Origin of the sequence: uncultured Thioclava sp., assembly GCF_913064665.1 — a bacterium.
Lineage (GTDB): Bacteria > Pseudomonadota > Alphaproteobacteria > Rhodobacterales > Rhodobacteraceae > Thioclava > Thioclava arctica.
Genome location: NZ_CAJYBT010000013.1, coordinates 76,200 through 90,328, shown reverse-complemented (window position 1 = coordinate 90,328; position 14,129 = coordinate 76,200). Strand labels below are relative to the sequence as shown.

At 62.5% G+C, this 14,129-nt stretch carries 14 protein-coding genes and 1 tRNA gene; 3 read left to right on the top strand and 12 right to left on the bottom strand.

Features of this window, described 5'->3' with window-relative positions:
• Positions 1–6 precede the first annotated feature (6 nt).
• The 4 genes from QZ571_RS07770 to QZ571_RS07755 all read right to left on the bottom strand — a co-directional run bounded on the left by QZ571_RS07770 (position 7) and on the right by QZ571_RS07755 (position 2,828).
• A tRNA-Met gene (locus QZ571_RS07770) sits at positions 7–83 on the bottom strand.
• Positions 84–282: 199 nt separating this feature from the next.
• Complete coding sequence (locus QZ571_RS07765) at positions 283–1,038, bottom strand: 5-oxoprolinase subunit PxpA (RefSeq protein ID WP_295533174.1); 756 nt, start codon at positions 1,036–1,038, stop codon at positions 283–285.
• 3 nt (positions 1,039–1,041) lie between these two features.
• Positions 1,042–2,061, bottom strand: coding sequence for a biotin-dependent carboxyltransferase family protein (locus QZ571_RS07760; RefSeq protein WP_295533172.1), 1,020 nt, complete (start codon positions 2,059–2,061; stop codon positions 1,042–1,044).
• Complete coding sequence (locus tag QZ571_RS07755) at positions 2,058–2,828, bottom strand: carboxyltransferase domain-containing protein (protein ID WP_295533170.1); 771 nt, start codon at positions 2,826–2,828, stop codon at positions 2,058–2,060. The genes QZ571_RS07760 and QZ571_RS07755 overlap by 4 nt, the downstream gene beginning before the upstream one ends.
• A 320-nt stretch (positions 2,829–3,148) precedes the next feature.
• Between QZ571_RS07755 and puuE the strand changes: the two genes are divergently transcribed.
• Positions 3,149–4,564 carry an allantoinase PuuE gene (gene puuE / locus QZ571_RS07750; RefSeq protein ID WP_295533168.1) on the top strand — a complete coding sequence of 472 codons (1,416 nt, stop codon included), beginning with the start codon at positions 3,149–3,151 and terminating at the stop codon, positions 4,562–4,564.
• Here puuE and QZ571_RS07745 read toward each other — a convergent pair.
• The gene (locus tag QZ571_RS07745; RefSeq protein WP_295533166.1) at positions 4,561–5,454 is read right to left on the bottom strand and encodes a LysR substrate-binding domain-containing protein; all 894 of its coding nucleotides are present in this window, start codon (positions 5,452–5,454) and stop codon (positions 4,561–4,563) included. The genes puuE and QZ571_RS07745 overlap by 4 nt on opposite strands.
• 134 nt (positions 5,455–5,588) lie before the next feature.
• Between QZ571_RS07745 and QZ571_RS07740 the strand changes: the two genes are divergently transcribed.
• Positions 5,589–6,809 (top strand): acyl-CoA dehydrogenase, encoded by a 1,221-nt coding sequence (locus QZ571_RS07740; protein WP_295533163.1) that lies wholly within the window; start codon positions 5,589–5,591, stop codon positions 6,807–6,809.
• Positions 6,806–7,927, top strand: a complete 1,122-nt coding sequence (locus QZ571_RS07735) for a CaiB/BaiF CoA-transferase family protein (RefSeq protein ID WP_295533160.1) — start codon at positions 6,806–6,808, stop codon at positions 7,925–7,927. The genes QZ571_RS07740 and QZ571_RS07735 overlap by 4 nt, the downstream gene beginning before the upstream one ends.
• A gap of 104 nt (positions 7,928–8,031) precedes the next feature.
• Here the strand turns inward: QZ571_RS07735 and QZ571_RS07730 are convergent, their stop codons facing one another.
• From QZ571_RS07730 to pstS, 7 genes are all read right to left on the bottom strand, one after another.
• Positions 8,032–8,616 (bottom strand): DUF1007 family protein, encoded by a 585-nt coding sequence (locus QZ571_RS07730; protein WP_295533156.1) that lies wholly within the window; start codon positions 8,614–8,616, stop codon positions 8,032–8,034.
• Positions 8,613–9,416: a hypothetical protein gene (locus QZ571_RS07725; protein ID WP_295533154.1), complete on the bottom strand. Its 804-nt coding sequence runs from the start codon at positions 9,414–9,416 to the stop codon at positions 8,613–8,615. The genes QZ571_RS07730 and QZ571_RS07725 overlap by 4 nt, the downstream gene beginning before the upstream one ends.
• Positions 9,406–10,053: a HupE/UreJ family protein gene (locus QZ571_RS07720; protein WP_295533152.1), complete on the bottom strand. Its 648-nt coding sequence runs from the start codon at positions 10,051–10,053 to the stop codon at positions 9,406–9,408. The genes QZ571_RS07725 and QZ571_RS07720 overlap by 11 nt, the downstream gene beginning before the upstream one ends.
• Before the next feature lie 117 nt (positions 10,054–10,170).
• Positions 10,171–10,980, bottom strand: coding sequence for a phosphate ABC transporter ATP-binding protein PstB (gene pstB, locus QZ571_RS07715; protein ID WP_295533150.1), 810 nt, complete (start codon positions 10,978–10,980; stop codon positions 10,171–10,173).
• Positions 10,980–11,822 carry a phosphate ABC transporter permease PstA gene (gene pstA, locus QZ571_RS07710; protein WP_295533148.1) on the bottom strand — a complete coding sequence of 281 codons (843 nt, stop codon included), beginning with the start codon at positions 11,820–11,822 and terminating at the stop codon, positions 10,980–10,982. Before pstA ends, pstB begins: the two co-directional genes overlap by 1 nt.
• Position 11,823: 1 nt before the next feature.
• A complete protein-coding gene (pstC, locus tag QZ571_RS07705; protein WP_295533146.1) occupies positions 11,824–12,789 on the bottom strand; it encodes a phosphate ABC transporter permease subunit PstC in 966 nt (321 codons plus the stop codon).
• A gap of 71 nt (positions 12,790–12,860) precedes the next feature.
• Entirely contained in the window at positions 12,861–13,916 is a 1,056-nt protein-coding gene (pstS, locus tag QZ571_RS07700) for a phosphate ABC transporter substrate-binding protein PstS (protein WP_295533144.1), read from the bottom strand.
• Positions 13,917–14,129: the final 213 nt, after the last annotated feature.

Genomic DNA, 14,129 nt, shown 5'->3' with positions numbered 1-14,129 from the left:
TTTTATTGGTTGCGGGAGTAGGATTTGAACCTACGACCTTCAGGTTATGAGCCTGACGAGCTACCGGGCTGCTCCATCCCGCGCCAATGGGGGCTAGATAGGCCACCACGCGGGGAAGCGCAATGGCTTCACAGTAGAAAGTTTGAAGTTTTTTTGACACCGATGAGGGCGGGCGCAAATTTTCTTGGGCTGCGGGATGCGAACTGCACTGCGGCCCCTTTTTACAAAGGGTTAGGGGGCTTGCGCGCCATCAGACCCGGACAGCTTGGCACGCTTGGCGGGTCAAAACGGGGCGATGGCAACGTCGGCGGCCTCAAGGCTTTGGCGCAACTTGCGCGCCACGCCAAGCGCGCCCGCTGTGTCGCCATGCACGCAGATCGTGTCGATCCGGCAACGAATCTGCTTGCCAGATCGTGCAATGATCGCGCCCGCGCGCAGCATCTCCAGCATCCGCGTGGCGATCTCTGTGGGGTCGTGTAAAACCGCACCGGGGGCAGAGCGTGCGCAGAGCGTCGCATCGTCGTTATAGCTGCGATCGGCATAAATCTCGCCCGCCCAGGCGCAGCCCAGATCGCGCACCGCCTGATCCATGGCGGTGAGCGGTTGCACCATGATCACCAGATCGGACTGCACGCGCAGCGCCGCCTCAAAGCAGGTGCGCGCCAGCGCGGCGTCCTCACTCGCCATGTTTGACAGCGCTCCGTGCAGCTTGAAATGGCGCAAGGACCCGCCCGCAGCCCGCGCCATCGCTTGTGCGGCCCCCAGTTGATAGGTGATCAAGTTGCGGATCGCGCCCGGTGACAGCCCCATCCGCCGCCGCCCGAAGCCCTGCAAATCGGGAAACCCCGGATGCGCGCCAAGTGCCACACCCTTGCGCTGTGCCAAATCCATCGTCGTCGCCATCACATCGGGATCGCCCGCATGAAACCCACAAGCGATATTGGCCGAAGAGATAACCTCCATCAGCCCAGCGTCATCGCCCGTCGCCCAAGGGCCAAAGCCCTCGCCAATGTCTGAGTTGAGATCAACTTTGAGCATCGCTCACTCCTCTGGTTCGCGCCCGGCACTGACGCCGCTAATGAGTTGATAGCCCAGCAAATCAGGGATCGTGCGCGGATCGCGGATCAACGGTCTGATTTGGCGGCGCAGGTCTTGCAGCAGGGTCTTTTGGCTGACGGCAATGCGGTCGGCCTCGGCCAATGTGACATGGACAAATTGCACCGACGCGCCCACGGGGGCCTGTGCGATGCGGGGGATGTCGCAGGCCAGAACGGTGCCGATGCGGGGATAGCCGCCAATCGTCTGGCATTCGCTGAGCAGCACGAAAGGGTGCCCGTCGCCCGTCATCTGAATATCGCCCTCTTGGATAAAATCCGAGGCCAGCCCGGCGGGGGCCTGCGCGGGAAATGGCGCCGTATCGGATTGGAGCAACACGCCCTGACGATTGCCCGAAGGCGCGCGCGTGAAAGTCGTGTGATCAAAGCGCGCAACGGTTTGCGCATCAAACAGCCCCGTTTGCGGGCCATAGATATAGCGCAGTGAGCCGCCCTGAAACCGGGTGTCGCTGCGCAGCACCATATCCGTGTGATCTCGTGAGGTATCGGTGCCAAGCGCAAGGCGCGTGCCGGCCTGAAGGGCGTTTCCCAGACCCGCCGTCAGATGGGTTGAGCGACTGCCAAGCCGAGGTGCCACCTCTAGCCCGGCGGCAAAGGTGAGATAGCCAAACACCCCGGCGGTGGCCGCGCCAATGGTCAGGATATCGCCGGGCTGCAGGTGGTGGCTTGCGTTCCAAGCAAGGGCGCGCGTGCCGATCTGAGCGCGCATCGGTGCCCCCGTCAACGCGAACCGACTGGGCACGCTCACCTCAAACACACCTCCGAAAATTGGCATTTCCAAAGCCGCAATCGGGGCAGAATGCCCCAGCAGCGCGGCGGCCTCATAAAGGGCAAGACGATCCGCCGCACCGCCACGAGACAGCCCCAGATGGGTCTGCCCGACGCGGCCCAGATCCTGCACGCTCAGCCCTGGTCCTGCCTTGTGAATGATGATCTGCGCCGTCATGCGCGGCTCTCACAAATCGCGCCGCCTGCGGGGTCGCCACTCTCCAACAGTGCCCGCAACTGATCGCCAGAGGCCGGCACAAGCTGTAGCGCATCGCCGGCGCGCAATGGCACGGCTGGCTCTGCATCAGGGCGAAACGGCGCAAAAGCGGTGCGCGCAATTTGGCGCCAACCGGTGGGCGAGGCATTGGAGAACAGCACCAACTGGCGCACCGCAACTGCGATAGCGCCTTTGGGAACCTGTGGGTTGAGGGTTTGCCTGCGCGCCAAATTCCACGCCTCGGGCAGCAGGCCAAGATAGGGCTGACCGGGTGCAAACCCGATGGCGAGCACGCGCAGCGGCGTGGCGCAAATCATCTCGATCGCGGCGTCGGGGCGCAGACCTGCAAGCTTGGCGGCCGCCTCAAGATCGGGGCCATTCTCGCCGCCAAACGCGGCGGGGATGCGCCAAACTCGGGTCGCCGGGCGCGGTGTTTCCGACTGCCAATCGCGTTCTGACAGAAGGGAGCTGATCTGGCGGGCGCAGTCTGCGCGGGAGATTTTCGTGTCGTCAAACCGAAACAGAACCGAGGTCAAACTGGGCAGCAATTCGCGCAAGAAGGGCAGGGCGGCGGCGCTGGCATGATCATAAAACGCTTGTGCCGCCGTGCTTGCCCATGGCTCTGCGCTTAGCGCGAACCGCACCAGAAGGCCATCTTGCCCAAATGGCAAAACCTGCACGCCCTGCGCCTGTGCGCTTGCGGGCAAAAGGGCATCTTCAAGGGTCATATCGGTTGTCGGCTCGAAAGTGGCGGGGCAAAGGCGCGCGCGTATGTGCACCGCTTGTGGGCATACTCAAGCGGCGATATCTGCGCTTTGATCGCCGCGTCATTCCCGCATAGGCGCGGCCACGCGATAGGTCGATAAGCAGCGGCCATTTGCGGGCACTCTCCGATGAATTTTCGCGATGACACCCACGGACCATAGCCAATTTTCTGATACCCTGTCCATCGCCCTGCAGCACGCGGAGTTGCGCGGATGGGGGCTTTCCCTTTGGCGCGATTTACTTTCTTCTAAGGCGGTTAAAGAACATGACGGAGCGCCCCCTGATGACCCGCTACCCCCGCGACTTGCGCGGCTACGGCCGCACCACCCCCGATCCGCGATGGCCCGGCGGGGCGCGTGTGGCGATCTCGATGGTGCTGAACTTCGAGGAGGGCGGCGAGAATTGCGTGCTCCATGGCGATGCCGCGTCCGAGGCGTTCCTGTCCGATATCGCGGGCGCTGCACAATGGCCCGGTCAACGCCATTGGAACATGGAATCGATCTATGACTATGGCGCGCGGGCCGGGTTCTGGCGGCTGCATCGGTTGTTTACCGGGCTGAACCTGCCGCTGACGATTTACGGCGTGGCGACAGCCCTCGCGCGGGCCCCCGAACAGGTCGCCGCGATGAAAGAGGCGGGCTGGGAGATCGCCAGCCATGGCCTGAAATGGGTTGAGCACAAGGACATGCCCGAAGCTGAAGAACGCGCCCAGATTGCCGAGGCGATCCGCCTGCACACCGAAGTCGTGGGCGAGCGCCCGCGCGGCTGGTACACGGGCCGTTGCAGCGTCAATACCGTGCGCCTGACGGCGGAAGAGGGCGGTTTCGACTGGATTTCAGACACTTACGACGATGATCTGCCCTATTGGGTCGAGGCCGGGGAACGCGATCAACTGGTGATCCCCTACACGCTTGAGGCCAATGACATGCGCTTTGCCACTGCGCCGGGCTATATCGAGGGCGAGCAGTTTTTCACCTATCTCAAGGACAGTTTTGATACGCTTTACGCCGAAGGGCTGGCAGGCGCGCCCAAGATGTTCTCGGTCGGGCTGCACAATCGTCTGATCGGGCGGCCGGGCAAGGTTGCCGGGCTGAAACGCTTTCTCGAATACGCGCGCGGGCATGAGGGCGTGTGGTTTGCCACGCGCGGCGAGATCGCGGCGCATTGGGCGGCCACACATCCCCCGGTCCGGTGCGAGCGCCCCAGCCAGATGTCGCGCGCACGTTTTATTGAGGTCTTTGGCGGGGTTTACGAACATTCTGCTTGGATCGCCGAGCGCGCCTTCGATCTGCAACTCGGCCCCGCGCATGATTGTCTTGAGGGCATGGCCTCGGCCCTTGCGCGGATGTTTCGCAGCGCCAGCGCCGATGAACGGCTGGGCGTTCTGACCGCGCATCCCGATCTGGCGGGCAAGCTGGCACAGGCGAAGCGGCTGACGGCGGAAAGCACGAACGAGCAGGCCAGTGCCGGGCTGGATGCGCTCAGCGACGCCGAGCGCGCCACCTTCGAGGCGCTGAACACACAATATACCAAGAAATTCGGCTTTCCTTTCATCATCGCGGTGAAAGACAACACCAAGGCGTCAATCCTGCACGCGTTTCATCGCCGCTTGGCCCATAACCGTAATAGGGAACTGGCCGAAGCCTGCGCGCAGGTCGAGCGGATCGCGTGGCATCGCCTGAGCGCGATGGGCCTTTAACGCGCGCCCAGTTCGGCGATCAGCCAGTCTTGGAACGCCGCTACCGGAGCGCTGCCCATCGTGCGCTCGGGCAGGATCAGCGAATAGGTCTCGCCCGTCTCGAACCGTCGGCTTGAGGCCAGAACCAGCCGCCCCTGCTCCAGCGCCGGGGTGGCGATGATCTCGGGCACAAGGCCAATCCCCATTCCGGCCCCCGCCGCATCCATAATCATGTCGAAATGGTCAAACCGCGCGCCGCGCAGGATGTGGCGCGGGTCGCTACCGCTGTCGCGAAACCAATCAAGCCAGAGCGTCGGGCGCGTCGATTGCTGTAACAGCGGATGGCTCAGCAGCGCGGCATCGTCCAGGCGCGAGCCGCCCTCAAGCCGCCCCGGCGCACAGACCGCCACCAGCGTCTCACGCAGCAGTTCCACAACACGCGTTCCCGGCCCTTCATGCTGTGTGCGCATAATCGCCAGATCGAACGGGTCACTTTGAAAATCCACCGGATGCAGCCGGGCGGTGACATCAAGGCTGATCTGCGGCGCGATGCGCTCAAACCGGGCCAGTCGTGCAATCAGCCAACTGCGCGCGAACGAGGGCAGCACCGCGATACGCAAAATCGCATCCGCGCCGCCAAAGGCCATCACCCCCATCGCGGCGCTATCAAGGCTCGCTAAAACTCCCTCGGCGCGCTCCAGAAACGCTTGTCCTGCGGGCGAAAGGACCAGACGTTTGCGCACCCGGTTGAACAGCGCTACGCCCAGTCGTTCCTCCAATGATCCCAGCGAACGCGAAATCGCGCTTTGCGTCAGGTTCAGCTCTTGGGCGGCGCGGGTCGTCGTGCCATGACGCGCGCAAGCGGTGAAGGCCTGCAACTCGCTCACGGTCGGAATATAGGCTTTGCGCATCGCGACTCCCTTCATCGGGCAAGGGGTGACTTTATGCGAATAACTCATCATCTTCAAAATTAAAATCGTTTGCCTGTGCGCGCTACATGCCTAAGATTGCGCCCAACCCAAGACAGACAGGCCGCGAGGATAGCATGACCGACAGACCCGTAATCAAAGCCAAAGACGCCCCCGATCTGGGGCAATTCAGCTGGGACGACCCGCTGCGCCTTGACGATCAACTGACCGAGGATGAGCGGATGCTGCGCGACGCCGCGCGCGCCTATGCTCAGGACAAATTGCAACCGCGCGTCATCGAGGCCTATGAGCGCGAGCAGACCGACCCCGCGATCTTCACTGAAATGGGCGCGATGGGCCTGTTGGGCGCGACCATCCCCGAGGAATATGGCGGGCTTGGCGCGGGCTATGTGTCCTACGGTCTGATCGCGCGCGAGGTCGAGCGCGTCGATAGCGGCTATCGCTCGATGATGTCGGTGCAATCCAGCCTCGTGATGTATCCGATCTACGCCTATGGCAGCGAGGAACAGCGCCGCAAATACCTGCCCAAGCTTTCCAGCGGCGAATATATAGGCTGCTTTGGGCTGACCGAACCCGATGCCGGGTCCGATCCCGGCGGCATGGTCACACGGGCGGAAAAAACCGCCACCGGCTATCGCATCACCGGCAACAAGATGTGGATCAGCAATGCCCCGATCGCCGATGTGTTCGTGATCTGGGCGAAGTCCGAGGCCCATGGCGGCAAGATCCGCGGCTTCATTCTGGAAAAAGGCATGAAGGGCCTGTCCGCGCCGAAAATCGGTAACAAACTGTCCTTGCGTGCAAGCATCACCGGCGAGATCGTGATGCAGGGCGTCGAGGTCGGCGAAGACGCTTTGCTGCCCCATGTGCAGGGCCTCAACGGGCCGTTTGGCTGCCTGAACCGCGCGCGCTACGGCATCGCTTGGGGCGTGATGGGCGCGGCAGAGTTCTGCTGGCACGCGGCGCGCAATTACGGCCTAGAGCGTAAACAGTTCAACCGTCCGCTGGCGCAAACCCAACTGTTCCAAAAGAAGCTCGCCGATATGCAGACTGAGATCACCTTGGGTCTGCAAGCCGCGCTGCAAACCGGCCGCCTTATGGATCAGGCCAATGCCGCCCCCGAGATGATCTCGCTGATCAAGCGCAACAATTGCGGCAAGGCGCTGGACGTGGCGCGGCTATCGCGCGACATGCATGGCGGCAACGGGATTTCGGGCGAATTTCAGGTGATCCGCCATATGGTGAACCTTGAAACGGTCAACACCTATGAGGGCACCCATGACGTGCATGCGCTGATCTTGGGGCGTGCGCAGACGGGCTTGCAGGCCTTCGCATGAGCGCACCGCTTGAGGGTGTGAAAGTCGTCGAATTGGCGCGCATTCTGGCCGGTCCTTGGGCTGGCCAGGTGCTGGCTGATCTCGGCGCCGAGGTGATCAAGGTCGAGGCCCCCGAGGGTGATGATACCCGCCGCTGGGGCCCGCCCTTCATCTCGCGCGAGGGGGACGGTCCCGAGGGTCGCTCGGCCGCCTATTTCCACGCCACCAATCGCGGCAAGCACTCCGTCATCGCCGATTTTCGCACGCCAGAGGGCCAGAAAATCGTGCGCGATCTGGTGGCCGACGCTGATGTCGTGATCGAGAATTTCAAGCTTGGCGGCCTCAAGAAATACGGCCTTGATTACGATAGCCTCAGTGCACTCAACCCGCGCCTTGTCTATTGCTCGATCACCGGTTTTGGCCAGGACGGGCCCTATGCCAGCCGCGCGGGCTATGACTTTTTGATCCAAGGCATGGCGGGCTGGATGGACCTCACCGGCGATCCGCAAGGTGAGCCGCAAAAGGTCGGCGTGGCTTTCGCTGACATCTTCACCGGGCTTTACGCGGTGATCGGCATTCAGGCGGCACTGGCCGCGCGCATCCGCACCGGGCGGGGGCAGTTGGTCGATATGGCACTGCTCGACTGTGCGGTCGGTGTACTGGCCAATCAGGGCATGAACTACCTCGCCACTGGCAGCGCGCCGCATCGGCTAGGCAATGCCCATCCCAATATCGCGCCTTACGAGGTGATTAGCGCCGCCGATGGCGACTTGATCTTGGCGGTCGGCAATGACGGGCAGTTCGCAAGGCTCTGCGCGGTGCTCGGTCTCAATCTGGCAAACCAGCCGGACTTCGCCACAAACGAGGCCCGCGTCGCCAATCGCGCCGCCCTGCGCGCCATCCTGCTGCCCGAGCTTGCGACATGGCCGCGCGATAATCTGCTCGCCGCGCTTGAGACCGCGACCGTGCCCGCAGGCCCGATCAATACGCTCGATCAAGTCTTTGCCAACCCGCAAGTGCAAGCGCGCCAGATGCGTATCGAGGCCAATGGCATCGCAGGCATTCGCACCCCGATCGTGCTGTCTGACACGCCACTGGCCGATCCGCGCCCGGCACCGAAACTGCCCTCTTCCTCTTGATAAAAATATCCCGGGGGGAGGCGCGGAACGCGCTGGGGGGCAGCGCCCCCTGCCTGACCGATGATTGTCGCCATTCGCCGCCGGGGGGGGCGCCCCCACCCATGCTACTCGCTACAGGCCAGCGTCAAGGCAATCGGAATATCGTCTGGCCCGCCATGTACGTCGGGCTTGTTTATTGCGATGTTGGGTACGCAGGTTTGTCCCTCAGCCAGCCCGCGAATGACCACCGGGTCGGATTTTACGGGCACCAGTCCGGTCAGGTTCTCGGGGTCATACATCTCGATGCGCAGGGCGTTGGGGTCTTCGGGCGTGGCCAAGCCAAGCGCGAAGGCCAGCGTCACCACGCCATCCTTCACCGTCGCCTGAAAGCCGTAAATCTGGGGGTCAGGCAGTTGCGTCTCGCCCTTCCAGATCCGGGTGTAGTAATATGACCCTTCGGTGTTTTGCTTGGTCGCCTCGTGCACCGCGTTCAACTCATCGCCGTCAAATTTACCATCGCCATTCGCGTCATAGGTCTGCAGTAACCAATCCGAGACCGAGGGGTCGAAAGTCCAGCTTTCGCCGATATGGGTGATCTTTCCCTTGTCCATGCCCACCAGCAGACGCACCAGCAACTCATCCTCGGGATGGGCGGTCGCGGCCAGCGGGATCACGGTGCAAAGCAGGGCCAGTGCGAGGGGGCGGATCATGGTTGGAACTCTGGCTTTTTCTCGCCCGGCGGGGCGGCAGGGGGCGGGGCCCCGAAAGAGGGGAAGGCATCGGCTTCGGGCACGGCAGATTGCGCGGCAGGGGCGTTTTCCGAGGCGGCGTTTTGTGGCGGGACGTTCTTGGGTTTGAGCTTGTTGCCCATCAACGCCACGCCGCCATACAGAATGCCGATCGCCACAAGCCAACTGCCAATGATGCGACCCGCGATCTCAAACCAGTCCGCGCGCCATGAGCGCAGGCTCAGCGCGACCGCCCCGATCAGCCAGACGCCAAGCGCCACCCCCGCGAGGCTGACCCAAGGCGTGCCGCCATAGCTGGGGTCGGACAATTTCGTGGCCAGCGCATACATCGCGCCCAAAATCAGCGCGGCAGGCAGGATCAACACCGGGCGCGGCGTCCGCCCCAATGCCAAGGTCGCCCCGATTGCGATGGCGGAAATCGGCATGGTTAGAAAGTGATGGGTGATCGCACCGGGGATCTGTTGCAGCGCGGCCATCATCTCGATGCGCAACGCAAACCCTGTCGCCAGCCCGATCCCCCAAAGCACGCAGGCGATCTGGGCAGAGCGCTTGGGCACCAGTGCCAGCGCGATGCCAAAGCCGAACAGGGGAAACAGCCGCTCGACGGCCAGCGCGTCGCGGATCAGCCATGCGCCAACCTCGCCGCGCTGCGCCACTGGCAGCAGTGCCAGCGCGATCAGCGTGCCCAACCCGGCCAGCACCCACAGATGGCGCAACCACGAAATCCGACCTGCGAAGGACAATGTTCTATCAGCTACCAAAGAGGCTCAGCCCCCCATCGAGAAAGCCCAATTGCCCCTTCATATAGCCAAAGGCCAGCACGAGGAAGCCACAGCCTACAAAGGCGATGAATGCCCCCAAAAGCTGCGACAGCCGCCCTTTCCAGACCGGGTTGAGCGCAAGTCCAACCCCCACGCCGATCACGTGGATGCACCCCGTCGCCAGCACGAAACCGATCGCGTAATCGGCCGGGTCGGCGGCCATCGGAAGCTCTGCGCCATGGGCATAGCCGTGATAGAACCCAAACACCGCGATAATCGCCAGCGACACCCATTCCGCAGGCGTCCACGCGGCGGCAATCGCCAAACCCAGAACGACAATCGACAGCGCGATGCCAATTTCGATGCCGGGAACGGGCAGGCCCAAAATGCCAACGATGCCCCCGATCACCATGATCATCGGGAACGTGACGGGCAGCGACCAGACACGCCGTCCACCCATCTGCGCACCCCAAAGACCCACCGCGAACATCGCGAGAAAATGGTCATAGCCGCTTAGCGGATGCTCAAAGCCTGCGGTAAACCCGCCCGAGCCGGTGCTGGTGATATGGGCCGCGGCGATTTGCGGGATAAACAGCACGATCAGGGCCGTGAGAGCAGCAAGGCGGCGATGCGACATGGGCGATCTTTCGGTTGTGATTATGTCGCGGCATAATCTGGATCGGCCCCGAAAACTCAAGGTGGTAAAACGTCTCTGTCTCTCACCATCCGTTGAGAAATGTTGCGGCGCAAGCCGTCAGCCAAAGCGCCCGGTGATATAATCCGAGGTGCGCTCATGCTGGGGCCGGGTAAAGATTTGTGCGGTTTCGCCCGCCTCAATCAGGTCGCCCAGATACATGAATGCCGTGCGGTCGCTGACGCGGCTGGCCTGCTGCATGTTATGGGTAACGATGGCGATGGTGAAACGCGCCTTGAGCTGATGGATCGTCTCTTCGATCTTGCCCGTCGAGATCGGGTCCAGCGCCGAAGCAGGTTCATCGAGCAAGATCACCTCGGGCTCGACGGCAATGGTGCGTGCGATGCACAGCCGTTGCTGCTGCCCGCCCGAAAGCGACTGCCCCGAACTGCCCAGCTTGTCCTTGACCTCTTCCCACAGCGCCGCGCCGCGCAAGGCGGCCTCGATCCGCCCCTCCATTTCGGTTTTCGCGACCCCCATCAAGCGCAGCCCGAACGCGATATTTTCATGGATTGTCATCGGGAAGGGCGTGGGTTTTTGAAACACCATCCCGACCTTGGCGCGCAGCCGGTTCAGATCGGTGCCCTTGGCCAGAATGTTCTCGCCATCCAGCAAAACCTCGCCCGTAGCGCGCTGTCCGGGATACAGATCATACATCCGGTTGAGCACCCGCAATAGCGTGGATTTCCCGCAACCCGAGGGCCCGATAAAGGCCGTAACCTGATTTTCGGGCAGTTCCAGATCAATCCCTTTGAGTGCGCGGGTCGCGCCGTAGAAAAACTCCAGATTGCGGATCGAGATGCGCGATTTCGGCGCCGGGTCGATGCCTTGAAACGTCAGCGGATTGCGGTCTCGGGTCAACGTATCCATCAGGATTTGTCCTTTTGCGAGGTAACAAGGCGGGCCAAGATCGACAGCGCCAGCACCGCCACCGTAATCAGCAGCGCCCCGGCCCAAGCCAGCGCCTGCCAGTTGTCATAGGGGCTCAGCGCGAACTGAAAGATGGTGATCGGCAGCGAGGCCATCGGCGCGCTCAGATTGAGGCTAAAGAAGTTGTTGCTGAGCGCCGTGAACAGTAGCGGCGCAGTCTCGCCCGAGATCCGCGCAATCGCCAGTAGCACCCCTGTCACCATACCCGCACGCGCCGCTTTATAGGCGATCTGGCGGATCACGATCCAGCGCGGCGCACCCATTGCCAGCCCCGCCTCGCGCAGCTGATCGGGCACAAGGCGCAGCATATCCTCGGTCGTGCGCACGACGGTCGGGATCACCAGGATCGCGAGCGCCACCGCCCCCGCCAGCGCCGAGAAATGGCCCAGCGTGGCCACCAGTACCTGATAGACAAACAGCCCGACGATGATCGAGGGGGCCGAGAGCAAGATGTCATTCACAAAGCGGATCACCGTGGAGAGGCGCGAAAACCGCCCGTATTCGGCCATATAGGTGCCCGCGAGAATGCCAATCGGGGTGCCGATCAGCACGGCCATCGCGCTCATGATCAACGAGCCGACAATCGCGTTGCGCAGTCCCCCCACCGCATTGGGCGCGGGGGTGTCTTGGGTGAACACCGCCAAATTCAGCGCGCCCGCCCCCTTCACCACAAGATGAAACAAGATCAGCGCCAGCACCAGCAGACCCAGCCCGGCGGCGGCGGTGCTCAGGCTCATCATCAGCGCATTGGTCAGTTTGCGCCGGGTCATTCGAACAGACATCTCACACCCCCGCTTTGCGTTTCATCCGCCGCAACATCCATTGCGCGCAGGCCAGAACGATGAAGGTGAGGATGAACAACACCAGCCCCAGCGCGATCAGCGAGGCGGTATAAAGCGGCGTCGTGGCCTCGGTGAACTCATTGGCGATGGCGGCGGAAATCGTCGTCCCCGGCGCAAGGATCGAGCCCGAAATGCGATGCGCGTTGCCAATCACAAAGGTCACTGCCATCGTCTCGCCCAAGGCCCGCCCCAGCGCCAGCATCACGCCCCCCACAAGCGCCGTGCGCACATGCGGGATGACGATATGGCGGTTGACCTCCCAGCGGGTCATGCCCAGCCCATAGGCGCTTTCGCGCAGCATATCGGGCACCGTCAGAAAGATGTCGCGCGCCAGCGAGGCGATGAAGGGCAGCACCATCATTGCCAAGATCAGCCCCGCCGTCAGCATCCCGATCCCGTAGGGCGCGCCCGAAAACAGCATACCGATACCGGGCACATGCCCCAGCGTGTCGATCAAGGCGGGCTGCACCACCGATTGCATGAACGGCGCAAAGACGAACATCCCCCAGATCCCGTAGATGATCGAGGGAATCCCCGCGAGCAGCTCAATCGCGATGCCCAAGGGGCGGCGCAGCACGCGCGGGCAGGTCTCGGTCAAGAAAATCGCGATCCCCAGCCCAACGGGCACCGCAATCACCATCGCGATCACCGAGGTAACAACCGTGCCGTAAAGCGGTGCGAGCGCGCCGAATTTGTCAGTCACGGGGTTCCATTTTTCGGTGATCAGAAACCGCAGCCCGAATTCCTGAAAGGCAGGCCAAGCGCCCCAGCTCAGCGAGACAAACACCCCCAGCAAGACCGCCAACACGATCAGCGCCGCGCCCAGTGTCAGGGCAAAGAAAATCCGGTCCGCGCGCGCCGCCGGGTTTGCGCGTGCCCTGCCGCTGAACTCTTGCGTGATGGCCATTTTAGTCTCCGCGAAAATAGGCAAGGGGAGGGCTACCAATGGCAGCCCTCCCCACATCTCTTAGGGACAGATCAGTTGTTCATTGCCCAGACGGCAGCGCCGTCTTTGCCCTTGATCTGAGCCCATTCTTTTTTGATCTGCGCGACCACATTGTCGGGCATCGGGATGTAGTCGAGCTTGGCAGCCGCCGTGCCGCCATTGGCATAGGCCCAGTCAAAGAACTTGAGCGCTTCCGCTGAAGCAGCCGGATCTTTGGCATCGGAATGCATCAAGATAAAGGTCGCTGCCGTCATCGGCCACGTGTTCGCACCCGGCTGGTTTGCCAAGATCACACCAAAGCCCGGCTGGCTCGACCAATCCGCATTCGCGGCAGCAGCGGCGAAGGCGTCCGATTTCGGGGCCACGCGCTTGCCGTCTTTGTTGATCATATCGGTGTAGGTCATCTTGTTTTGCAGCGCGTAGGCATATTCGACATAGCCGATCGAATTGGCGGTCTGATCGACATTCGCAGCGACGCCTTGGTTGCCCTTGGCCCCAAGACCCACGGGCCATTCCACTGCCGTCGAGACGCCAATGTCGCTCTTCCAGCCCGCGTCAACAGCGGCCAGATAATAGGTGAAGTTGAACGTGGTACCCGAACCGTCCGAGCGATGCACCACGGCAATCGCGGCATCGGGCAGCTTGACCTGCGGGTTCAGCTTGGCAATCGCGGGGTCGTTCCACTTGGTGATCTTGCCCTCATAGATCGCGGCCAGCGTGGCACCGTCCAGAACCATCTCGCCGGGCTTGACGCCATCGAGATGCACGACCGGAACGATCCCGCCCATTACGGTAGGAAATTGCACCAGCGTATTCTTGGCCAGCTCATCCCCGCCCAGCGGCTTGTCGGACGCGCCAAAGGTCACGGTGCGCGCTTCGATCTGCTTGATCCCGCCGCCCGAGCCGATTGCCTGATAGTTCAGGCCGGTGCCGGTTTTTGCCTGATAGGTTTTCGCCCAGTCCGAGTAGATCGGGTAGGGGAAGGTCGCGCCAGCGCCCGACAGGTCAGCGGCCTGTGCGACGGCAGCATATGCGAGGGTCGCTCCGGCGAGGGCAGCGCCACGGGCGAGAATACGAAGGGTGATCATGATACGGTCCTTGTCTTGATCCCAGGTGATTGGTTCACCACCACGCCGAACGTTCGGGCATGGCTTAACCCCTTCGCTAGGGTCGGTTCTTGACAGTTCTGTAACGGGTTTCAGCATGTGCAAGGCGCGCGTGATTGCTGCGCGGGGCTGAATTTGACGCAAAATCCCAGTCCCACTTAGCGCATCGCGCAGCCCGCAAGGCTCTGAAGTGGC

Excerpts from the sequence above, each read along its gene's own strand:
- QZ571_RS07765 (WP_295533174.1), bottom strand. The coding sequence starts at position 1,038 with ATGCTCAAAGTTGATCTCAACTCAGACATTGGCGAGGGCTTTGGCCCT.
- QZ571_RS07760 (WP_295533172.1), bottom strand. The coding sequence starts at position 2,061 with ATGACGGCGCAGATCATCATTCACAAGGCAGGACCAGGGCTGAGCGTG.
- QZ571_RS07755 (WP_295533170.1), bottom strand. The coding sequence starts at position 2,828 with ATGACCCTTGAAGATGCCCTTTTGCCCGCAAGCGCACAGGCGCAGGGC.
- puuE (WP_295533168.1), top strand. The coding sequence starts at position 3,149 with ATGACCCGCTACCCCCGCGACTTGCGCGGCTACGGCCGCACCACCCCC.
- QZ571_RS07745 (WP_295533166.1), bottom strand. The coding sequence starts at position 5,454 with ATGCGCAAAGCCTATATTCCGACCGTGAGCGAGTTGCAGGCCTTCACC.
- QZ571_RS07740 (WP_295533163.1), top strand. The coding sequence starts at position 5,589 with ATGACCGACAGACCCGTAATCAAAGCCAAAGACGCCCCCGATCTGGGG.
- QZ571_RS07735 (WP_295533160.1), top strand. The coding sequence starts at position 6,806 with ATGAGCGCACCGCTTGAGGGTGTGAAAGTCGTCGAATTGGCGCGCATT.
- QZ571_RS07730 (WP_295533156.1), bottom strand. The coding sequence starts at position 8,616 with ATGATCCGCCCCCTCGCACTGGCCCTGCTTTGCACCGTGATCCCGCTG.
- QZ571_RS07720 (WP_295533152.1), bottom strand. The coding sequence starts at position 10,053 with ATGTCGCATCGCCGCCTTGCTGCTCTCACGGCCCTGATCGTGCTGTTT.
- pstB (WP_295533150.1), bottom strand. The coding sequence starts at position 10,980 with ATGGATACGTTGACCCGAGACCGCAATCCGCTGACGTTTCAAGGCATC.
- pstA (WP_295533148.1), bottom strand. The coding sequence starts at position 11,822 with ATGTCTGTTCGAATGACCCGGCGCAAACTGACCAATGCGCTGATGATG.
- pstC (WP_295533146.1), bottom strand. The coding sequence starts at position 12,789 with ATGGCCATCACGCAAGAGTTCAGCGGCAGGGCACGCGCAAACCCGGCG.
- pstS (WP_295533144.1), bottom strand. The coding sequence starts at position 13,916 with ATGATCACCCTTCGTATTCTCGCCCGTGGCGCTGCCCTCGCCGGAGCG.